This window comes from Vibrio sp. B1ASS3 (assembly GCF_905175355.1).
Lineage (GTDB): Bacteria > Pseudomonadota > Gammaproteobacteria > Enterobacterales > Vibrionaceae > Vibrio > Vibrio owensii.
In genome coordinates this window covers 1,218,785-1,240,028 of record NZ_HG992742.1, presented here as the reverse complement: position 1 = coordinate 1,240,028, position 21,244 = coordinate 1,218,785, and the positions used below count along the sequence as shown (strand labels likewise).

Genomic DNA, 21,244 nt, shown 5'->3' with positions numbered 1-21,244 from the left:
TAAAATACTTTTCAAGTCAGTCGTAAAGACTACATATAAATAAAAACACTGGAAGCAATCGAAAGGTAACCCTTTCATATCTATGGAGAATTGAGCAATGGCATTTGAACTACCAGCTCTACCTTACGCGAAAGACGCACTAGAACCACACATCTCTGCAGAGACTCTAGATTTCCATCACGGTAAGCACCACAACACTTACGTTGTTAAGCTAAACGGTCTTATCCCTGGTACTGAGTTCGAAGGCAAAACACTAGAAGAGATCATCAAGACTTCAACTGGTGGCGTATTCAACAACGCAGCACAGATCTGGAACCACACGTTCTACTGGCACTGTCTAGCGCCAAACGCAGGCGGCGAACCAACAGGTGCAGTTGCTGACGCGATCAACGCAGCGTTCGGTTCTTTCGAAGAATTCAAAGCAAAATTCACTGATTCAGCAATCAACAACTTCGGTTCTTCATGGACTTGGCTAGTTAAGAAAGCTGACGGTTCTCTAGAGATCGTTAACACGTCTAACGCAGCGACTCCTCTAACAGAAGAAGGTACTACTCCACTTCTAACTGTTGACCTATGGGAACACGCTTACTACATCGATTACCGCAACGTACGTCCTGATTACATGAACGGCTTCTGGGCTCTTGTAAACTGGGACTTCGTAGCAGAGAACCTAGCGAAGTAATTTACTTCCCCCTAAGTTCAATTTAGTCATATTTAAAAGCTCGCACTATTGCCTGTCTCTTGATCACAAGTCTAGTGATCAAGAGACATTGCGAGTTCGTAGCCTTCAAGGATGGTTTGTAGTTTAAACCATCCTTCCCAAAGTGCCTTTATTGAAGCTCTGCCCGTCCTCTTGGTATCTTTCCAACCGCCTAATTTAGCGAGATTCTTGTACGCCCAGCCCATATCCGGCGTTTCTTTAGGTAACGTCTTACTTTCTAGTTTCAACCACAGCAGCTTCCAAGCTTTTTTGCCCAAGACCTTTTCACAACTTTCTGTTGATAGCTCATCAACCTCTTTAATGAAGCGTAACGCCAATAAACGTGTCGCAACAAAGGCATAGATGACACTTAACCTCTCTAAGTTACCTTTACTTTGGAGTCTTAGTGACTCCACATCCGTACCTTCACTTTTCCAGACTTTATGGAAGTCTTCAATCAGCCATCGACGCTCGTAATAACCGATAATTCTCATGGCGTCTTCAGCGTTGTTTACTGGCTCCGACGTCAAGAGGTGCCATGCTAACTTGTCTTTTGATGTCCCTTGCTCAAGGCAACCAACATAATAAACAGGTATGCCTGCGTGCTCCTTTTTGTTTGCTGGAGCCTTTAATGTCACCTGACCATATTTAACATCAAGATTTACATCTCTCGCTTTTCTTCCTCCTTTTTGGGGGATGGTAAGCTCTTTTGTCTGGACGCTTGGTAACGCTTGCGCATAGTCGTAAAGCTTTTGAGCGTGCTCTTCTAGACAGCGGCTTTGCATTGAACGAACGACAAAACGCTGCTGATGTTGACGTTTATAAGTTAAGTATTCGAATAGGTCAGCTTCTCGGTCACAGACCGAGATAACATCTAACATCTTATCCCCTAGGCGCTCAACGACACGGCGAGAAGCTTGCTCCCATTTGTAACTCTCTTTCTCCTCGTAAGGACGAGTCGCGTGTTGGTGCTTTTGCCCACGCTTAGTAATATCTCGGCTCCATCGTTGTTGCTCTATAAGACCAACAATGGTCTGACTTTGTGGTGCAAAAAGTAACGTCGAATGTACATGGAGAGCTCGAATTCTGTCGCCTTGATTCGTGTGCCCGAGTTCATCTTTTATACTTCGATGAGGAAAACAGAGCGTTGTTGTATCTTCAAGCGCGAGTAATTCCTCATGCTCGTTAGCTCGAGATACCGTTGATTGAAAACCTGCTTCAGCGATGTCTTTTGCATCGATGTTTTCATTGCGGATAAAGCGATATGCCCCTTCCATATCGGCGGGAGAAAAAGGAAGTTTAGCCACGGAGACTCCTGGTTGATTAGCAATGGAAGTCGCTAAACTGATGAGGCGTTGTGTTCTTCGAGGGTCTTTAAGTTGTGCTTGTCCAAATTGTTCTTGTGCCCAAAGTTTAGCGTCTGAGTGTGTCATCTTAGTGTTTCAGTAAGGATTCTTAAGTGATCAGAGCGCACACACGTTAAAGAGTTCAAAAAAAATCCCCAAGCTATAAGCTTGGGGATTTGTGTATAAGAGACAGGCACTATTGCGGGCTTTTTTATTGCTCCTAAAACCAGTTTATTCAATTAATCCCCTCTTTTTCCTAAAGTTCTTTCCGTTGTTGCCGTTAAAAGTGCATCAAGCGAGGAACATCATGCAAATCCATACTTTAGACAAAGCAGCAATCATCAACGAACTTCAGTTCGGCAATGGTATTAACCATGCCGTACACGAAGGTCGTCGCGCTGATTTCTCACTTATTCTGTCTATGTTCTCGAATGATGTTCGCGATGTGGTTCCGGTTGAAGAAGTCCAAGAAGTACTCACGAGTGATGACATTCTTCGCCAACAGTTCGGGTTATCTCAACCTCAAGCGCTTCGTTCTGATAGCAGCAGCTACGAACTTGCAGCTGAGCAAGCAAAACAGTTCCATGATGCAGGACTGCCCTCCGCAAAACTGAGCTACTACTTAAAACCAGATGCACTGACCTACCTTCCTGAAGATACTTTCAATCTACCAGAAGAGGTTTATCACAACCTATCTGGTCATGAGCGCCGTAGTTTGGGCGAACGCAACAAGCAATTGATCCCTGAAGCTGGGTTGTATAATCAACTCGTGACAGCTCAACGTCAGTACCAAATTCAAACGCAAGCTTAGAGATCAGCTTTTTCTCCAACGGCTTACATTCTCGACACGTCAGAAATGTGACGCCTTACAAATTCCAAAACAATTGTTGTTGCTCGAAAGCGTTAGTTTGAAGCTTTTCACACTGAGCTCAAATAAATTCGTCCATGCTATTAGCACAAACCACTGATGTATTCTTTAACACAAGAAATTACAGTGAAGGTGCTATGGATATCAAAGAATCAATCATTCTCGTCACGTCTGCAGGCTCTGTCTTAGGCAGGACTTGCTCTAACCACTTCGCCCATCTTGGTGCGACGTTGGTACTCTGTGACCAGAACCCTAGTGCCTTAAAGGCAAGCTACGAACAAATCAGTGCCTTCTCCGACAAGGTCTATGCGATGAATGTGTGCAGTGACAACACCACATCCATTAATCTGTTGTTTGACCAAATCGAATCACAATTAGGGGCAACGCCAGACGTTATCGTAAATTGCTGGACGAGCTCACCAATGCCAAGCTTAATGGCGCCAGAGCCAATGAGCACCTATATCGACCACCTTTCCTCGGCGGCACGATTCCTCTATACCTACGGACAAGTGAGTGCAGAGCGCTTCCGCTCAAGAGAAAAGAAAGGCGTTATCGTCAACGTTATCTCACACGATAATCATGAAGATCTGACAGGCGTAGAAAGCATGGCGGCTTTGGTATCCGGTTTTACTCATAGTTGGGCAAAAGAACTGACGCCATTCAATATTCGCGTTGGCGGTGTGATCCCTTCAGTTAATCACACCAGTGAAGACCTAGACGAAAGACACTGGGCACAGATCCAAGATGAGCTAGTTAGAAACACAGCCTACATTGTTGCTAATGAGTACTTCAGCGGCCGCGTCGTCACTACTGAAGTCTAATCCTCCCTCGACCTTAGGCCACCTTTCGTCAGTAACGCGGATAAATTAAGAAGTAAATTACCACCTTCTAAAGAAGGTGGCTTTGTGTGAGCCCCCTAAAAGGGGGCCTTTGTTTAATCCAACGCCAACTGGTGCTGCTCTACTCGCTCTTGCTTCTCTTGATGTCTTACATATCGGCGTATGATTTCTTCATTGATTCCAACACTATCGACAAAATAGCCTCTTTGCCAAAAGTGATTACCCCAAAGCCTGTTCTTCCTAAGATGAGGGAACTTACTAAATAGCTTTAAGGCTATTTTGCCTTTCAATACCCCCATCAACTTGGATATCGATAGCTTTGGTGGAATCTTTACTACTAAATGCACGTGGTCAACTTGTATGTTTAACTCTACTACTTCACATCCAAGTTGATTACAGTAAACATAAATACATCGATAAACTTCTTTACCTATATTGTTCTTCAAGATCCTAAATCGATACTTTGGAGTCCACACTATATGGTATTGACATCGCCAAAATACGTGGGAAGCTTGATTGTATCTACTCATGTTATTTGTCCTCTTTGACTTCTGGAAAAATCAAAGACGCATTTAGCATGAGTAGTTTTACAGGCAAAGCCGAAACGGATGATAACCACCTACTGAAGTAGGTGGTTTAGGGCTGAAAATAAAAAAAGCCCCAGTCTCTCGACTGGGGCTTTGCTTTTTCCCGATTGTAGGTTTCGTGCTAGCGAAAACCTATCTCATAACTAACGTGTTACTTATGCGTTAGTTTTTTCTTTCTTTGCTTTCGCTGCTGGCTTAGCTACTTGGTCTGCTTTCTTCTTGATTACAGTAGTACCTTCGAAAGTTTCACCTTCAACGAATGCTTTACCGTAGTAAGAAGCCATTAGCACTTCTTTCAGCTCAGTGATTAGAGGGTAACGTGGGTTAGCACCTGTACACTGGTCATCGAACGCTTCAACAGCTAGCTCGTCTAGTTTCGCTACGAAGTCAGCTTCAGAAACACCTGCAGCTTGGATAGACATTGGGATGTCTAGGTCGCCTTTCAGCTCGTCCAACCATGCTAGTAGACGTTCAATCTTCTGAGCAGTACGGTCACCTTCTTGGCTTAGGCCTAGGTGGTCAGCAACTTCAGCGTAACGACGACGTGCTTGTGGACGGTCGTATTGAGAGAACGCAGTTTGTTTAGTTGGGTTGTCGTTCGCGTTGTAACGTACCACGTTCGAGATTAGTAGTGCGTTCGCTAGACCGTGAGGTAGGTGGAACTCAGCACCAATCTTGTGCGCCATAGAGTGACAAACACCTAGGAATGCGTTCGCAAATGCGATACCAGCGATAGTTGCCGCGTTGTGTACTTTCTCACGAGCGATTGGGTCGTTTGCACCGTTCGCGTAGCTTGAAGGTAGGTACTCTTTAAGCATCTTAAGTGCTTGTAGAGCTTGACCGTCTGAGTACTCGTTCGCAAGAACAGATACGTAAGCTTCTAGAGCGTGAGTTACTGCATCGTAACCACCGAATGCTGTTAGAGACTTAGGCATGTTCATTACTAGATTAGCATCAACGATAGCCATGTTTGGCGTGATTTCGTAGTCAGCTAGTGGGTACTTAGCACCAGTCTTGTCGTCTGTAACAACCGCGAATGGAGTAACTTCTGAACCAGTACCTGAAGTTGTAGTGATACATACAAGCTCAGCTTTCTTACCCATTTTAGGGAACTTGTAGATACGTTTACGGATGTCCATAAAGCGCATTGCTAGTTCAGCGAAGTGAGTTTCTGGGTGCTCGTACATTACCCACATGATCTTCGCAGCATCCATTGGTGAACCACCACCTAGAGCTAGGATTACGTCAGGTTGGAAGCTCTTCATTGCTTCTGCACCTTTCTCAACAACAGATAGTGTTGGATCCGCTTCTACGTCGAAGAATGTTTGAACTTCGATGCCTTGCTCTTTAAGCAGTTTAACTACTTCGTCAGCGTAACCGTTGTTGAATAGGAAACGGTCAGTTACTAGGAATGCGCGTTTCTTACCTTCTAGGTCGCTCATTGCGATTGGAAGGCTACCACGACGGAAGTAGATAGACTTAGGTAGTTTGTGCCACAACATGTTTTCAGCTCGCTTAGCTACAGTTTTCTTGTTGATAAGGTGCTTAGGACCTACGTTCTCAGAGATAGAGTTACCACCCCAAGAACCACAACCTAGAGTTAGAGAAGGTGCTACGTTGAAGTTGTAAAGGTCACCGATACCACCGTGAGTAGTCGGGATGTTTACAAGGATACGTGCAGTCTTCATCTTGTCACCGAAGTAACGGATGCGGTCTGCGTTAACGTCTTGGTTAGTGTAAAGGCCAGATGTGTGACCGATACCACCGATTTCAACCATTGTTACCGCTTGAGCAACTGCGTCTTCGAAGTCGTCAGCACGGAATAGACCTAGAGTTGGAGATAGTTTCTCGTGAGCGAACTCATCATCGTAAGAAACTTTGCCTAGACCTTCACCTACAAGTACTTTTGTATCAGCAGGAACTTTAACACCAGCCATTTCAGCGATTGCTGGAGCAGGTTGACCTACGATTTTCGCATTTAATGCACCGTCGATAAGAAGTACTTTACGTACTTTATCAGCGTCAGCTTTAGATAGAACGTGAGCTTTGTGAGAAGCGAAACGCTCTTTCACTTCGTCGTATACTTCGCCAACTACGATTGCAGCTTGCTCAGAAGCACATACTACGCCGTTATCGAAAGTCTTAGACATAAGGATAGAAGCAACAGCACGTTTGATGTCAGCTGTTTCATCGATAACTACAGGAACGTTACCTGCACCTACACCGATTGCTGGCTTACCAGAAGAGTAAGCTGCTTTAACCATGCCTGGACCACCAGTTGCAAGGATAAGAGCGATGCCGTCGTGCTTCATAAGAGCGTTAGAAAGCTCTACAGATGGTTGGTCGATCCAACCGATGATGTCTTTTGGAGCACCCGCTGCTACTGCTGCGTCTAGAACTAGTTTAGCTGCATCGTTAGTAGAGTTCTTCGCACGTGGGTGTGGCGAGAAGATGATGCCGTTACGAGTTTTTAGAGAAATTAGAGATTTGAAGATTGCAGTAGAAGTTGGGTTAGTCGTTGGAACGATACCACAGATGATACCTACAGGCTCTGCGATAGTCATCGTGCCTAGGTTGTCATCTTCTTCCAAGATGCCACATGTTTTTTCGTCTTTGTATTTGTTGTAGATGAATTCTGAAGCGAAGTGGTTTTTGATTACCTTATCTTCAACAATACCCATTCCAGATTCAGCAACTGCTTGTTGTGCTAGTGGAATACGAGCATGGTTAGCTGCAAGAGAAGCTGCGCGGAAGATTGCATCTACTTTCTCTTGAGAAAATGTTGCGAACTCTTCTTGTGCTGCTTTAACGCGTGCTACTAGAGCATCTAGTTCAGCTAAGTTAGTTACAGGCATGGTGGATCTCCTAAAATAATAAATATTAAAAACTTTTTAGTAAGGCTATTGTCTTTCGTTTCTACTGTTTATCAGCGACTTAACTAACAACCATCTTAGTAAATTGCTTTCAGGGCTGAGTATAATATTTCAGAGTGTGAAAAAAATTGACTTGGATCACTTCTCACAACTGAAATACCCCCAAAGTAGTGGTTTACCACAATAAAACGACTTAAATCATTGATAAACAAATAAATTAAACTTCATTTTTAATTGAGCAAAAAAGAAGCAAACGAACCAAAAACTAAAAGAAACAACAATAATCTGTAAAAAAGTTTCATTTTTAGCCAACAAAATTACATGTGGACCCTAATTTTTGTGCTACTGAGAGTATATCGAATGCGTCATATCTCTCTACAAACCACCTTTCTTTTTGTGAAAAATGTGCGAATGTTAACGTTTGTGTAAATCAGTTCAGGTTGCCACCAATCTTCTACGTAACAATTCGTTTCCAGATTGCATACATTTTCTTCAATAATTAGTTTTTCTCACAAATACTAGGCCAAATACGTTAGTTTTTTTCATTTCTTCCGACCGCACTTTTGCCTTACATTACCGCCTAAAATTACCCCCTCTCTTTTTCACTATTGTGAACGTTTACGAGTAAGCAACATGCAGACTTTAGAGTTAGCTATTTTCCTACAGTTTTTCTTAGGTTTGGTCGCAGCAGTGAACCCTGTTGGTATCATGCCTGTGTTCGTATCACTGACCGGTCATATGACACCAGAAGAGAAAAGCAAAACCGCCACGACAGCCAATGTTGCGGTTGCGGTCATTTTGATCATTTCTCTTTTTGCTGGTCAGTTGTTGCTAGATATGTTCAGCATTTCTCTGGATTCTTTCCGTGTTGCTGGCGGCTTGCTACTTCTTAGTATCGCGTTCTCGATGATGAGCGGTAAGTTGGGTGAAGATAAGCAGAACAAGCAAGAGAAATCAGAATACGTCAGCCGCGAGCAAATCGGCGTAGTACCACTGGCGATGCCATTAATGGCAGGCCCTGGTGCCATCAGTTCAACCATCGTTTACGGTGCGCGTTACCCGAGCGCTCTTGATACCGTTGGTATTAGTGTCACCATCATGTTGTTCTGTTTCTGTTCTTGGTTGCTATTCCGTTCTGCGCCTTTGATCGTACGCTTCCTTGGCCAGACAGGTATCAACGTGATCACGCGTATTATGGGCCTGATCCTTGGCGCATTAGGTATTGAGTTCATTGCTAACGGCCTAAGAAACCTATTCCCTGGTTTAGCCTAACTTTCCCAACTTCTGGTATGATGTTGCAATCCGTTTCATTTTAACGCTGACAGTGCAACATCATGCCTCGCAAGTCTCTTAAGCATCATTTATACGTCATCATCTTCGGCACGCACACCCGTGCTGGGCGCATTTTCGATATCGCGCTGATTATTGCGATCATCACTTCTCTTGTGGTTCTCATCTTAGAGTCCTTACCATCTGTGATGACAGAATGGTCACGAGAACTGCGTTATATTGAATACACTTTTACTGCCCTATTCACAGTTGAGTATTTATTAAGACTTTACTGTTCTCCTAAGCCTAAGTCTTACGCCACCAGCTTTTATGGCGTGGTCGATTTGTTGGCTATTTTGCCAACGTATCTGGCGATCTTCTTCCCTGGCGCATCGTTTATGGGTGTCGTGCGATTGCTGCGCGTCATGCGCATCTTCCGAATCCTAAAACTTGTACGCTACCTCCAAGATTCCAACATCTTGTTGCGCTCTCTGTTAATGGCGCGTCGTAAGATTCTTATCTTCTTTAGTACTGTGGGTATTCTGGTCACCATTTTTGGTGCGCTGATCTTCGTTATTGAAGGCCCACACAATGGCTTTACAAGTATTCCGAAAAGCATCTACTGGGCAATTGTGACGATCACTACCGTGGGCTACGGCGACATGGTGCCGCAAACACACCTCGGGAAAGCGATCGCGTCATTAACCATGTTGCTTGGTTATTCGATACTGGCGGTTCCCACTGGCATTATTACCGCAGAATTGAGTAATGAGATGAATGCTCATAAAGAGCTAGTAAAATGCCCAAACTGTAACCGCTCCGGCCATGATTCTGATGCGATGCACTGTAAGCATTGTGGTAGTGAGTTAGCGGATCCTGACAATCGCGTCGTGAGCGCAGACGAAGAAGATTAGGATCGGGAATCGGGAATCGGGAATCGGGAATCGGGAATCGGGAATCGGGAATCGGGAATCGGCGATATTTTGTATTTCTGGGGACAGATTCTGTCAACGCGTTTAGAACGTAGTTTCTTTCACTTGCCTTCCAATGTAGCGCTTCCGGTTATTGGAGCGCTGCATTCTGAACGCCCTTTCTAACTCCACGATCAAAAAAGCCGATGACTTCACATCGGCTTCTACATAACTTTTGGCTCTCAAGAAACAAACATTTCCTGTGGACAAGGTCTATTCTCGACTTAGCAACCGTCAGTGAACACTTCCACCTTGTATTCATCTCCCGGCTCCATTGCCGCGGTGTACTTCACGTAGCAGTTACTCGCTTTGATTGCTTCGCGGTCATACTTTTGAACCCATTCTGATTGGGTAATAACTTTATAGTCTGGGTCGGCTACGCTACCACCAGTATTGTACGCATCCCAAACCCAGTCTTTTGTACCGTCTTTGTAACCCAGATCTGCATCTAGGAAATCTTCCAAACCATCATTCTCTACTGCAGGATAGCCAAAGTGTACGTTACCCGCACCTTCTACATGGTACGACGGCGAGTTTTCTTCTCCTTCAACGGCTGCTTTCCCATATGCCATTTCCGCTGCATTGTGTACAGAAGCAGCCATACCTTGAATAGAGGAAGCTCTAGCATCATGTTGAAGATTTAAAAACTTAGGTGCGGCAACAACGGCTAGAATGCCGAGAATTACGATGACAACCACTAACTCTATGAGAGTAAAACCTTTTGTATTCTGTTTCATTACCGCACTCCAATTGATTAAATTCGCGGCAACGTTATGCAACAAAAGTCAGCTTACTGTCATTGAAATATCAAAAAAGCGCCCAGTTGGGCGCTTTCAAAATAGACATCTCAGAGTTGAGACAAATTAAGCCTTCTCAGCAAGAATAATGCGTAAAGTACGACGTAGTGGCTCTGCGGCGCCCCATAGAAGCTGATCACCGACTGTGAATGCGTTTAAGAAGTCATCGCCCATTGCCATCTTACGTAGACGGCCTACTGGAATAGAAAGTGTACCTGTTACTTTCGCTGGAGTGAGTTCTTGAGCCGTGATGTCACGGTCGTTTGGAATCACTTTAACCCAATCGTTATGCGTTGCGATGATTTCTTCAATCTCATCCATTGGCACGTTTTGCTTAAGCTTAATAGTCAATGCTTGAGAGTGACAACGCATCGCACCGATACGTACGCATGTACCATCGATTGGCACTGGTGCATCTTGGAAACCAAGGATCTTGTTCGCTTCTACACCCGCTTTCCACTCTTCTTTACTCTGACCGTTGTCGCGTTTAACGTCGATCCAAGGAATCAAAGAGCCAGCTAGCGGCACACCAAACTTATCTGTTGGGAATGAAGAGCTGCGCATTGTGTCGGCAACTTTCTTGTCAATGTCTAGAATAGAGCTTGCTGGGTTAGCCAATTCAGAGCTTACAGAATCGTTGATCACACCCATCTGAGAAATCAGCTCACGCATGTTTTGTGCACCTGCGCCAGACGCCGCTTGGTACGTCATTGCACTTGTCCACTCAACCAAACCTTTCTCGAACAGGCCACCAAGGCCCATGAGCATCAAGCTAACGGTACAGTTACCACCAACAAAGGTGTTAGTGCCGCCGTGAATGCCTTGTTGAATTTGCGCTAGGTTTACAGGATCTAGAGTGATGATGGAGTCTTCTGCCATACGAAGTGTCGAAGCCGCATCGATCCAGTAACCTTTCCAACCAGCTTGACGAAGTGCTGGATAAACTTTCTCTGTGTAACCGCCACCTTGACACGTAATCACTGCGTCAAGTTGTTTTAAACTGTCAATATCGAACGCATCTTGAAGTAGACCAGCTTCTTTACCTAGGTTTGGAGCTGGGATACCTATTTGAGACGTGCTGTAGAAAACTGGCTCGATCAGATCGAAGTCTTTCTCTTCGACCATGCGCTGCATCAGAACTGAACCGACCATGCCGCGCCAACCAACTAAACCTACTCTCATCGCATTAACTCTCCATGTATATTTTTGAAACTTTCTCCATAGTTCAATTTTCGCCACAAAATCTCAAGCCCTAATTTGCAAATAAACACAACTTTTTTAACGTTTGCCGCGAATTTTTATAATCCCAGTTATTTTCTTCTCTTTTCTTATTGATTAACCATCTAATTCTGCCCAGAAAACTGTGAACGTCACACGATAAGGTCCTACCACTCAGTGAGAAAACAACAATTGCAGCACATATTTTTTACATCACAAAACATTTCAAACTATTAAACTTAAAGTTTTTTAGTTATTAATTTCACAAGCAAACGTTTATGCGGACAAAAGTCAAGATAAATCACCAAATGTTCGAAATATAATTTTTGTTAATGTATGTTAGGCGCGATTAAAACAGGGAGCGGCCTTCCTCTATTGCTCCATGAACGACAGAGGCACATATGAAGCAAGTTACAACACGTCTTCCTAGTCTGATACAGGTATTTATCTCACTAGGTTTGTTTCTTCTTTTGGCATTTTCATTTACTGCCAAACTAGACCTTCCAATTCAGCTCGCGCTGTATATTGGCTGGTTCATTATCATGCTATTGGGCTTAAGACTCGGCCATCAATACAAAGACCTAGAAAAAGCAGCACTAAACGGTATTTCTAATGGTTTGGGCGCAGTGCTTATTCTTCTTGCTGTAGGTGCCTTAGTGGGCACTTGGATCTCTGGTGGTATCGTACCAACCATCATCTACTACGGTCTGAAAGCCATTCACCCTTCTATCTTCTTACTGGCAACCATGATCATTTGTTCTCTGACTGCATTGGCAACAGGTACATCTTGGGGTGCAGCGGGTACAGCAGGTATTGCGATGATGGGTATCGGTCAAGGTCTTGGTGTTCCAGCACCAATCACTGCGGGTGCGGTTCTATCGGGTTGTTACTTTGGTGACAAGATGTCTCCACTTTCAGATTCCGTGATCCTTGCTTCTTCTATGTCGAATGTAGAAGTGGTTGAGCACATCAAGGGCATGCTGCCTATCGCGCTGATCAGCTACATCATCACAGGTATCATGTTTACCGCATTTGGCTTCCACTTCGCAGGTAAAGTGGATATGAGCCAAGTGGATTCTGTTATTCAGGCAATGGAACAACAATTTTTCATCACGCCTTATTCCTTTGTCCCAGTGATCATCGTATTGGCTCTATTGGCGATGCGCATGCCTTCTTTCCCTGTGATCAGCTTCGGTTCACTACTGGGTATTATCTGGGCAGTGATGATTCAGGATGTAGACTTCCTAACGGCATTTAATACCGCTTGGGCACCATTTGCTATTTCTTCAGGCGTGGATTTCATTGACTCGATTCTAAACCGTGGTGGCATGTCTTCTATGCTGGGCTCTGTTGCTGTGATCGTATTTGGCCTAGGTTTTGGCGGCCTACTAGATAAGGTTGGCGTACTAGAAACGATTGCAAAACTGTTCGAACGACGCGTTCAAAGCGCAGGTTCACTGGCAACCAGCACAATTGGTACGGCCTTCATGGGTAACGTATTCGGTTCTGCGATGTACGTATCACTGATTCTTACTCCTAAGATCTGTGCTAAGAACTACGACCGCCTTGGCTACAAACGCAAGAACCTATCTCGTAACGCAGAGTTTGGTGGCACACTGACTTCCGGTATGGTGCCGTGGAGCGATAATGGTATCTACATGGCAAGCATCTTGGGTGTGGCAACATTGTCGTACGCACCGTTCATGTGGCTGAGCTTCGTGTGTATCATCGTGACCATCTTTACTTCTTACATGGGCTGGTTTGTTGATAAATGCGAACCAACGGCTCCAGCAACAGAAGAACAAACAGAAGCTGAACTAAAGCAACAAACAGCTTAAGGCTTCAGCTATAGATGGAAACCTTCCATAAATAAAAAAGGACCGATGATTCGGTCCTTTTTTGTGTCTGCTATTTCGTGTTGTGACTTCTAAATAATTACGCCGATTTAGTGCTGGCTCTTACCGCAGAGCGCTTACCCAAGGCATAACCAAGTACGAGAGGAGCAAAGAAGATCACTAGGATAAACAGAATAAAGTAGATGATGGTGCTCTTCACAAGCTCAATCAATTTGTTCATCGCCAGATTCACCACTTCTTGTGAAACATGGTCTAGATCCTGAGCAAACTTCTCACGCTCACTTGTGATGATTTGAGCGATCTCTTGGCGCTCTCTCGCCACCATCAATTCCAAAGCCTGACGCTCATCACTCAACTGAGACAAACGCTCTTCTGTTTTTTGGTCAATGTCTTCCACTAGAGGCTGCAATTGAACGGCCATCTGCTCTGCCAAGTTACGCATGTACTCAGGGTTGTTGTCGATAAAGTCCTTCAACGACTCAGAAGTTACCTTCAAGCTGTTTAGCGCTGCGTTGACTTGTTCAATACTTGCTGAGCTATTGAGTGCCAGCAACTGCGCTTTCCAAGTCATGATCTTAGGTGTTTGTTCTGAGACCAAACTTAAACGGTCGGATACATCACCGATTGCTTCAGGCATTGTACCAAGCGTGGTAACGGCTTCTTCCTCGCTGATTTGGTTTGCTTGCAACCATGCTCGGTAAGCCGGCGTTCTGATCATGCTTAAGTCAGCAAAAGGATACTTCTCGACAAAGTCTGCCACGAATACTTGGGTCTTTTCGTACACGTCTTTCTTCAATAGCGATTTCGCTAGCTTATCGACTTCTTTTGCCAAATGTTCAGACACTTTTTTTGCTTCGCCAGTCGCAAATAGGTCTTTGCCCGCCCCTTCACTGTAGAACTGGTTCATCTGGTGAGTGAACACCCACGTATCAATCAACGCAGCCATTGGTGAAACTTGGTAAGCGGCAGCTTGAAGCCCCTCTTCCGCATTGATTTTCCAAAGCAGAATATAGGATTGGTTTACCTTATCGCTCGGCTCATAGTTTTCTTGGAGCACATCGGCGGCTTGCTCGACTTGAGCAAAGAATTGCTGAGCATATTCACGCGTCATAATACGCATGTTCAGCTCTTGTTTGGTGAGCGGTACAGTTTGGCTGTCGATTTTCACCTCTAACAGAGAACACCCTGAAAGACTTAAAACCAAACAAGCCACCATCAATGAGGACAGTCGACGGATGGACATGAAATTACCTATGGTCAAAATGTGTAGAACAGGAACAGTGACGAACCAAGGCATCAGGTTCGCGAGCGTCCCTTAAATACCTTAATCTTTTCTATTTTAAGTCAGAGGAATATCAATCCGTTAGCACTTCTCGAATGTTTTCACTATTGAGAACTCTTTCAGCAAAAAGTGTCGTTTTCTGTAACGTATCTTCTAACTGATCCAATTTATCGTCTGAGACTTGCTCGCCTTGTTTGATTAAAGATTCGATATCCCCAGAGATATAGTGTAGAGGCATTGCACCTATACTGCCCGATACCCCTTTCAAACTGTGCGCAACACGTTGAGCGTGCTCCTTATCCTTCCCTTCAGCAATAAGACCTTTGAGCTTTTCGCTGTCTTCAGCGTGATCTTGGATGAACACTTCCAATAACATGCGCACTGACTCTTCATCGCCAGACAGTGAGTCGAGCATTTTCTCTATATCAATATAAGGCTCTTTGATGTCTGAATCTTCGCTCTCGGTAGCCATGTTCTGAGTCGGAGGCGTTGCATCATCATCCTCTTTAGGACGAGTTGGGTCTGTCTGAACCACAGATTCTGCTTTTTCAACCATCTCATGTTTCGTTTCTGCCAAATGCGCTTTTTCCAAAACAGGAGTAGATGGAACGGTTGGCGTCTCTTCATTCTTATTTGGCGTTGACGATTCTTCCGTCACAAGCACTGTTTTAGAGAATAGAGCCCAAGAGATAAGCGCAAGTAAGGAACCACTTACTAACGCAAGAAAAGTGATGTAAAACGTCAGCTTTTGCTCAAGGGTACTAATCACTGAAGCGAGTTGATTTGGAAACTCGGGGTTAAGCAGTTGATTAGAAAGGTGGCTACCCTGCGCGTGAGCGGCCAATACGCTTGAAGTCTGGGCTAATCGACGTTGAAATGAGGCTTGTTCTTTGGGTTCAAGGTTTTGTGACTCAGTAAACAAAGAATCCAGTTCTTGGTATGTGTCAGCACTTGTTGCTGCGTCGCTGAACATGGCTTCCAGTACCAAAGCACCCAAACGGTAATACATGGTGCGAAGTTGCTCTGAATTGCTGGCAGACTCGCGACTGTTGTGTAACTGATCTGCGAGAGCAACTAGCTCACTATCGCTCCCAATAAAGGTTCTAGCGCCTTCAAGAAAACGGTCTGTGGAATAAAGCAGCTGAGTTAAATCCGGGGAACCCCACCCGGCAGAATGTTCGCTTTCGAGTTGTAAGCGAACAGCGTAAACAAGCTGAAGCTTCAGAGAGACTTGATCAACGTGTTGTGCACGATAAGGCAATTCGAAGTGGAAGATATTGCGCACCTCGTCCACTTTGCTGCTGAGTTCGTCAATGGTCGAGATCGTGCGGATAGTTTGTTGCGCTTGCAGCCAAATACCCACGGCAAATGCACACCACACAGCAAACAAAAGCCAGACAGCTCTTCTAATTCCCTCTTTGAATTGCAGCAATGCTTTTCCCTCGACTATTTCTTATTAATAACAAGCATATACCATGAAGCACGCACTGACTGTGCGCACTTCACATAAAAAAAGAGAGCATAATGCTCTCTTATTATCAATTAGTTACGGCTTAACTGATCTTTTAGGTTTGGTGGCGTGCCTTTGATCGTTAGCGTGTCTGTCTCTGGATCGTAGAAAATACGCTCGCCAAGTAACAAGCTATCAAAGCTGATATTCAAACCGCCACCAGCGCCAACGTACTTAGTTAGCTTACGTACGGTAGAGCGGTCACCAGGGAAAGACTCTTCCAACTCGTAACCTTGCTCTTTGGTAAAGTCCATAAAGCTTGTGCCATCTTGGCTTGGTGGCAACTCACCAGACAGTTCAGAAATTTGTACTTCGTCGCCTGATTTGATTTGCTCGTTACAGTAGTTGTAAACCTGCTTTTTGTACTCGTTCGCTTCTTGCTTCTCAAGCTTAGAATCCGCACAAAAGTCTTCTACCGCTTGCATTAGCACTTGGTTTTGCTGCTTAGTATCTAGACCAACATCCGCTTGTAGGAAATCGAGGAAAAAGTCTGCTACTTTGCGACCAACGCGACCTTTGATGTAAGAAAGGTAACGATTTGACTCACGGTCTGTGTCGTAACTTGAAAGATCAATGCGCGCAGCAATGTCCATCTTAGTGATGTCTAGGTAATCCGTCGCATCAATATCCAAGCCTTCAGTCACTTTTAGACTTTGGTTCATTGGCAAGATACCAATAAACAAATAGTCAGTTGCTAAGCTTTGGTACTCAGCAAAGACTAAGATACCCTCATCAGCAAATGGGTACTTAATCAGCTCTTCTTTCAAGCGATTTGCACTTATTTGTGAGAAATCATAGAAATCTCTCTCCCCTTTGCGCATTTCTTGAAGCCAAAATTGAAATTCGCTGTCTGATTGGAAAGAGCCGAAACCTTTGCCTGCTTTCGAGTGGAATACGCGATGCAGTTCCGCGACAAGGTTTTCAGTAGAGGTATCGTTTTCTAACGACGCCGGGCGAAGTTTAACAACCAGTTCGTCCTGATCGTTTTTGCACAATTGATGCAGAATAACGTTTGAAAGATGAAGGCTCATAGTGATTTTATCTTGCTACAAGGTTTAAGTTGTTGGGCATTGTAGGTTATCATAAGCCGCTTTTACTATCATTATTAGAGTCTTTATGCCGATTACATCTAAATATACTGACGAACAAGTAGAGAAAATTCTTGCTGAAGTGGGTGCTGTACTTGATAAACACGCTGCCTCTCCTGAGTTGACGCTAATGATTGCGGGAAATATCGCAACCAATGTCTTAAATCAACAAGTTGCTGCTTCACAACGCAAAGTTATTGCTGAAAAATTTGCTCAGGCACTGATGTCTTCTCTTGAAGCGCCAAAAACACATTAATAACGGATAATAGAACAAGTACATGGTAGACAGCGGAAACTCATACGGCGAACGCGTATCTCGACTAGTAGGTTGGGGTCACTGGTTTGCATTCTTCAACATCGTTGCATCGATGTTGATAGGTACACGCTATATCGTTCAATCGCCTTGGCCAGAAACCCTTATGGGGCAATTTTATCTGGCTGCATCTTGGGTTGGTCATTTTGGCTTCCTTGTTTTCGCCCTGTACTTATTAGTTCTATTCCCGCTGACGTTTGTCCTGCCATCAAGGAAACTTTTCCGCTTGGTGGCAGTGATATTCGCAACGGTTGGTCAAACCGTTTTATTAATTGATACTCAAGCGTATCAATCCATTAATTTGCACCTGAACCCTGTGGTTTGGGAGCTGTTGTTTAGCGAAGACAAAAGCGCGATCAGCTCTGATCTCCAACACCTTTTTGTGGTGATGCCGCTTATTTTCCTGGTGCAACTTGCTCTTTCTGAGTGGGTTTGGCGCAAACAACGCAAACTTTCCCATAAACACGTTGGCCGTCCTTTAGCTGCCGTGTTCTTCTTAAGCTTTATGACCAGTCATTTGGTTTACATTTGGGCTGATGCTTACTTCTATAATCCGATTACTAGCCAACGCTCTAACTTCCCATTGTCATACCCGATGACGGCGAAGAGCTTTATGGAAAAACATGGCCTTCTTGACCGTGAAGAGTACCTAAAACGCTTAGCAGAGAACCAAGGCAACATCGATTTAGTCAGCTACCCGCTAGAGAAGCTTGAATTCAATCGTCGTGGTAACAAGTTAAACGTGCTGATGATCAGCGTGAATAACCTTCGTGCAGATGCACTTAACCAGAACGAAATGCCGAACTTGTACAAGTTTGCGCAAGACAATCAAAACTTTACGAATCATTACAGCTCAAGCAATGACACTTACGGTGCATTTGGCTTGTTCTATGGCTTGCCAAGCAGTTACGCAAGCAGCATCAAAGCGCAAGGCAGTGCGCCAGTATTACTAGACGTACTAAAAGATCAGGATTACAGCTTTGGTCTATTCAGCGGTAATGGTTTTGAAGATGACCTGTATTCAGAAGTTATCTTCCGAGGCTTGAATCTGGCTAATGAGCTAGATGGCACACAAGCTCATACCGACAAGCAGTCGATTGCAGCTTGGAATACATGGCTAACTGAACAAGCGAAAAAGCCTTGGTTTAGCTACATCGAAGTTACCACTGTCGACAACTTTGAATCTGAGCCGATGGCTGCTAACGAAGAGATCCCAGCCAGCGAACGATTTAAGAAAGCTTATGAGCAGTCAGTAAAATCCGCAGATAAAACCGTTGCAGAAATTATTGCTGATTTGGAAGCGAATGAGTTACTGGCGAACACCATTGTGGTTATTACCTCGAATCACGGCAGTGAGTTTAACGAAACCAATACCAACAGCTGGGGAGCAAACAGCAACTACAGCCGTTACCAACTCCAAGTACCTATGGTGATTCACTGGCCGGGAATGCTACCAGCCGAGTTTACGCACAGTACAAGCCACTTAGATTTGTCTGTAACGCTTTTACAAGACATGTTGGGTGTATCTTCAAACCCTTACGATTACAGCAGTGGCCGAAACTTATTTGATGAGAGCCGTCGCCGCTGGATTCTAGCTGGTGACACGCGTGAAATTGCGCTTATCACTAGCTCACAAACAACCGTTATAGACAAATTCGGTAACTATAAGCTCTATGACGACAATTATAAGCGTTTGAGAGAATCGACACCGAAGCTCCCAGTGCTAATGCAAGGGCTTACAGAACTTCAGCGCTTCTATTCAAAAAGCAATTAATTGAACAAAAGCTCTCCACTCGGAGAGCTTTTTCGTTTCTTTTCTCCACAAACAACACAAAATCGTGCAGTAAACATCCAAACGGTTCATTTTGGGGTTTACAAGATTTTCAAAGCCTTATATTATTCGCGTCAACAACGGAGAGATGGCTGAGTGGTTGAAAGCACCGGTCTTGAAAACCGGCATACGTTAATAGCGTATCTAGGGTTCAAATCCCTATCTCTCCGCCACATTTAGAAAGCTCGTTGAGAAATCAACGGGCTTTCGTCGTTTTAGTGCTTGGGAAATTACGGGATTTGTAAATCCCTAGTTGAACGCAACCCCGGCTCTCAGCCACATTTAGAAAAAGCCCGCTAAGCAATTAGTGGGCTTTTTCGTATCTGAGGCTTAAAGAGGGATTTAGACAAATCCCTCCTTGAATGCAAGCCCAGCACTCACGCCACATTTAGAAAGCTCGCATTCATTGCGAGCTTTCGTCGTTTTAGCGCTTAGAAAATTTCGGGATTTCTAAATCACTCCTAGTTGAGCGCAACCCCGGCTCTCAGCTAATTTCAGTCCAAGCGTCACCGTACTCAGCCACATTCAGAAAAAGCCGGTCTGGTCCTCTAGGCACTTTCCGATACGCAAGAAAAAAGGTTCATCGCGGATAAGCGGGAACTGAAAACAAAAACGGTAGTAAGTGATAGAGTTTTATCGCCAAACAAAACCTACACAAACTACCGTTTTCATGTCGAATCATACTTTCCTATCTTCATTCTGGGAAGGCTTTCATATAGTAAAGTCTCATCAGACGCCATCATTAATAAAGCTCACTCTCAAACCTAACTCTATCGCTAGGTGTCCGTGCGGGCTTAAAGCTCAAGCCATACATGAGTATCAATGGCGTAACGTGAAGGAAGCCACACTGCTAGGAGCTCCCGTTGAACTGTCCGTTCAAACCCGACGCATCAAGTGCAGCCACTGCGGCATTAAAACAGAACAACTATCTTGGTTGGAACCCTATGCTCGTATCACTAACCGCCTACGAAGCTATATAGAACAGTTGTTGCCCCTGCTACCAATCAAACATATAGCCCAAGTGACTGGTGTTCATTGGCACACAATCAAAGAGATAGATAAACGTCGGCTTCAACAGGTAGTACCGCCAGTTAAATGGGGTGAATTAAGGCAACTCGTCATGGACGAGTTCGCCATTTTTAAAGGGCACCGTTACGCGACAGTCATTGCAGATGCGAAAAGTCATCAGGTTATCTGGATAGGGCTAGGTCGTAGCCGCAAGGATATTCGACCGTTCTTTGAACAATTAGGCGAGCACGGAAAAAATATCGAAGCAGTAGCAATGGATATGAATACGGCTTTTGACCTTGAAGTCCAAGAGCATTGCCCAAATGCCCGTGTCGTTTATGACTTGTTCCACGTTGTTGCTAAGTTCGGTCGTGAAGTGATGGATAGAGTCAGAGTCGACCAAGCCAATAAGCTAAAACAGGATAAAAAAGCAAGGCAATGGGTCAAGCGTTCGCGCTGGGTATTATTGAAAAATAAGGATAATTTAAATACACAACAGGAAAGCTACCTCACAGAAATATTGAATATGAATCAGGACTTGATGACAACCTACTTACTGGGTGCGCAATTAAAAGAGCTATGGCGTTGCGGCTCTGAACTTCAGGCTAAAAACCTGTGGCAGGTATGGTTGGGACAAGTGAATGAGAGTGGAATTAAGCCGCTCAAAGAGTTCGCTCGAAAGCTCCGTCCATACCTTCATGGGATCACTGCTTCAGCAAGCTACCCGCTGAATACCTGTACGCTTGAAGGGATAAATAACAAGATAAAGTTAATTAAGCGGATGGGATATGGCTATCGAGATACTGATTACTTCTTCTTAAAGATAAAAGCGGCTTTCCCCGGAAAGCCGCGATGAACCAGAAAAAAGCCCACTAATATTTAGTGAGC

Annotated in this window: 17 protein-coding genes and 1 tRNA gene; 10 read left to right on the top strand and 8 right to left on the bottom strand. The window is 44.4% G+C overall.

Features of this window, described 5'->3' with window-relative positions; genetic code table 11:
* Positions 1-97 precede the first annotated feature (97 nt).
* Complete coding sequence (sodB, locus tag KJB05_RS05715) at positions 98-682, top strand: superoxide dismutase [Fe] (RefSeq protein ID WP_005439697.1); 585 nt, start codon at positions 98-100, stop codon at positions 680-682.
* A 71-nt stretch (positions 683-753) separates the two neighbouring features.
* Here sodB and KJB05_RS05710 read toward each other — a convergent pair whose 3' ends face one another.
* Complete coding sequence (locus tag KJB05_RS05710; RefSeq protein ID WP_213053097.1) at positions 754-2,133, bottom strand: IS4 family transposase; 1,380 nt, start codon at positions 2,131-2,133, stop codon at positions 754-756.
* Positions 2,134-2,353: 220 nt separating this feature from the next.
* On the opposite strand from KJB05_RS05710, the gene KJB05_RS05705 reads away from it, so the two are divergent.
* Both KJB05_RS05705 and KJB05_RS05700 read left to right on the top strand, forming a co-directional pair.
* The gene (locus KJB05_RS05705) at positions 2,354-2,857 is read left to right on the top strand and encodes a VC2046/SO_2500 family protein (RefSeq protein WP_208446523.1); all 504 of its coding nucleotides are present in this window, start codon (positions 2,354-2,356) and stop codon (positions 2,855-2,857) included.
* A 134-nt stretch (positions 2,858-2,991) separates the two neighbouring features.
* A complete protein-coding gene (locus KJB05_RS05700) occupies positions 2,992-3,735 on the top strand; it encodes an SDR family oxidoreductase (RefSeq protein ID WP_020196362.1) in 744 nt (247 codons plus the stop codon).
* A gap of 113 nt (positions 3,736-3,848) precedes the next feature.
* Here KJB05_RS05700 and tnpA read toward each other — a convergent pair whose 3' ends face one another.
* Positions 3,849-4,283, bottom strand: coding sequence for an IS200/IS605 family transposase (gene tnpA, locus KJB05_RS05695; protein WP_033007908.1), 435 nt, complete (start codon positions 4,281-4,283; stop codon positions 3,849-3,851).
* Between the two features lie 212 nt (positions 4,284-4,495).
* Entirely contained in the window at positions 4,496-7,195 is a 2,700-nt protein-coding gene (gene adhE, locus KJB05_RS05690) for a bifunctional acetaldehyde-CoA/alcohol dehydrogenase (RefSeq protein ID WP_005439701.1), read from the bottom strand.
* A gap of 651 nt (positions 7,196-7,846) precedes the next feature.
* On the opposite strand from adhE, the gene KJB05_RS05685 reads away from it, so the two are divergent.
* Both KJB05_RS05685 and KJB05_RS05680 read left to right on the top strand, forming a co-directional pair.
* On the top strand, positions 7,847-8,485 hold the full coding sequence (locus KJB05_RS05685) for a YchE family NAAT transporter (protein WP_005439704.1): 639 nt from the start codon (positions 7,847-7,849) through the stop codon (positions 8,483-8,485).
* 62 nt (positions 8,486-8,547) lie between these two features.
* On the top strand, positions 8,548-9,396 hold the full coding sequence (locus KJB05_RS05680; protein WP_005439706.1) for an ion transporter: 849 nt from the start codon (positions 8,548-8,550) through the stop codon (positions 9,394-9,396).
* A 281-nt stretch (positions 9,397-9,677) separates the two neighbouring features.
* On the opposite strand, the gene KJB05_RS05675 is transcribed toward KJB05_RS05680, so the two are convergent.
* Complete coding sequence (locus KJB05_RS05675; RefSeq protein ID WP_045413087.1) at positions 9,678-10,190, bottom strand: type II secretion system protein; 513 nt, start codon at positions 10,188-10,190, stop codon at positions 9,678-9,680.
* Between the two features lie 126 nt (positions 10,191-10,316).
* A complete protein-coding gene (gene asd, locus KJB05_RS05670; protein ID WP_009707295.1) occupies positions 10,317-11,432 on the bottom strand; it encodes an aspartate-semialdehyde dehydrogenase in 1,116 nt (371 codons plus the stop codon).
* 437 nt (positions 11,433-11,869) lie between these two features.
* On the opposite strand from asd, the gene nhaC reads away from it, so the two are divergent.
* On the top strand, positions 11,870-13,306 hold the full coding sequence (nhaC, locus tag KJB05_RS05665; protein WP_005439709.1) for a Na+/H+ antiporter NhaC: 1,437 nt from the start codon (positions 11,870-11,872) through the stop codon (positions 13,304-13,306).
* A 97-nt stretch (positions 13,307-13,403) separates the two neighbouring features.
* Here nhaC and KJB05_RS05660 read toward each other — a convergent pair whose 3' ends face one another.
* From KJB05_RS05660 to yejK, 3 genes are all read right to left on the bottom strand, one after another.
* Positions 13,404-14,567: a chemotaxis protein gene (locus KJB05_RS05660; protein WP_208446293.1), complete on the bottom strand. Its 1,164-nt coding sequence runs from the start codon at positions 14,565-14,567 to the stop codon at positions 13,404-13,406.
* A gap of 112 nt (positions 14,568-14,679) precedes the next feature.
* Positions 14,680-16,038: an Hpt domain-containing protein gene (locus KJB05_RS05655; protein ID WP_208446292.1), complete on the bottom strand. Its 1,359-nt coding sequence runs from the start codon at positions 16,036-16,038 to the stop codon at positions 14,680-14,682.
* 110 nt (positions 16,039-16,148) lie between these two features.
* A complete protein-coding gene (gene yejK, locus KJB05_RS05650) occupies positions 16,149-17,147 on the bottom strand; it encodes a nucleoid-associated protein YejK (RefSeq protein ID WP_005432897.1) in 999 nt (332 codons plus the stop codon).
* An 85-nt stretch (positions 17,148-17,232) separates the two neighbouring features.
* On the opposite strand from yejK, the gene KJB05_RS05645 reads away from it, so the two are divergent.
* From KJB05_RS05645 to KJB05_RS05630, 4 genes are all read left to right on the top strand, one after another.
* Positions 17,233-17,460 (top strand): YejL family protein, encoded by a 228-nt coding sequence (locus KJB05_RS05645; protein ID WP_009707299.1) that lies wholly within the window; start codon positions 17,233-17,235, stop codon positions 17,458-17,460.
* Positions 17,461-17,482: 22 nt separating this feature from the next.
* Positions 17,483-19,291 (top strand): DUF3413 domain-containing protein, encoded by a 1,809-nt coding sequence (locus tag KJB05_RS05640; RefSeq protein WP_005439714.1) that lies wholly within the window; start codon positions 17,483-17,485, stop codon positions 19,289-19,291.
* Positions 19,292-19,430: 139 nt separating this feature from the next.
* A tRNA-Ser gene (locus KJB05_RS05635) sits at positions 19,431-19,521 on the top strand.
* 497 nt (positions 19,522-20,018) lie between these two features.
* Positions 20,019-21,212, top strand: coding sequence for an ISL3 family transposase (locus tag KJB05_RS05630; protein WP_213053070.1), 1,194 nt, complete (start codon positions 20,019-20,021; stop codon positions 21,210-21,212).
* The last annotated feature ends 32 nt before the right edge of the window (positions 21,213-21,244 follow it).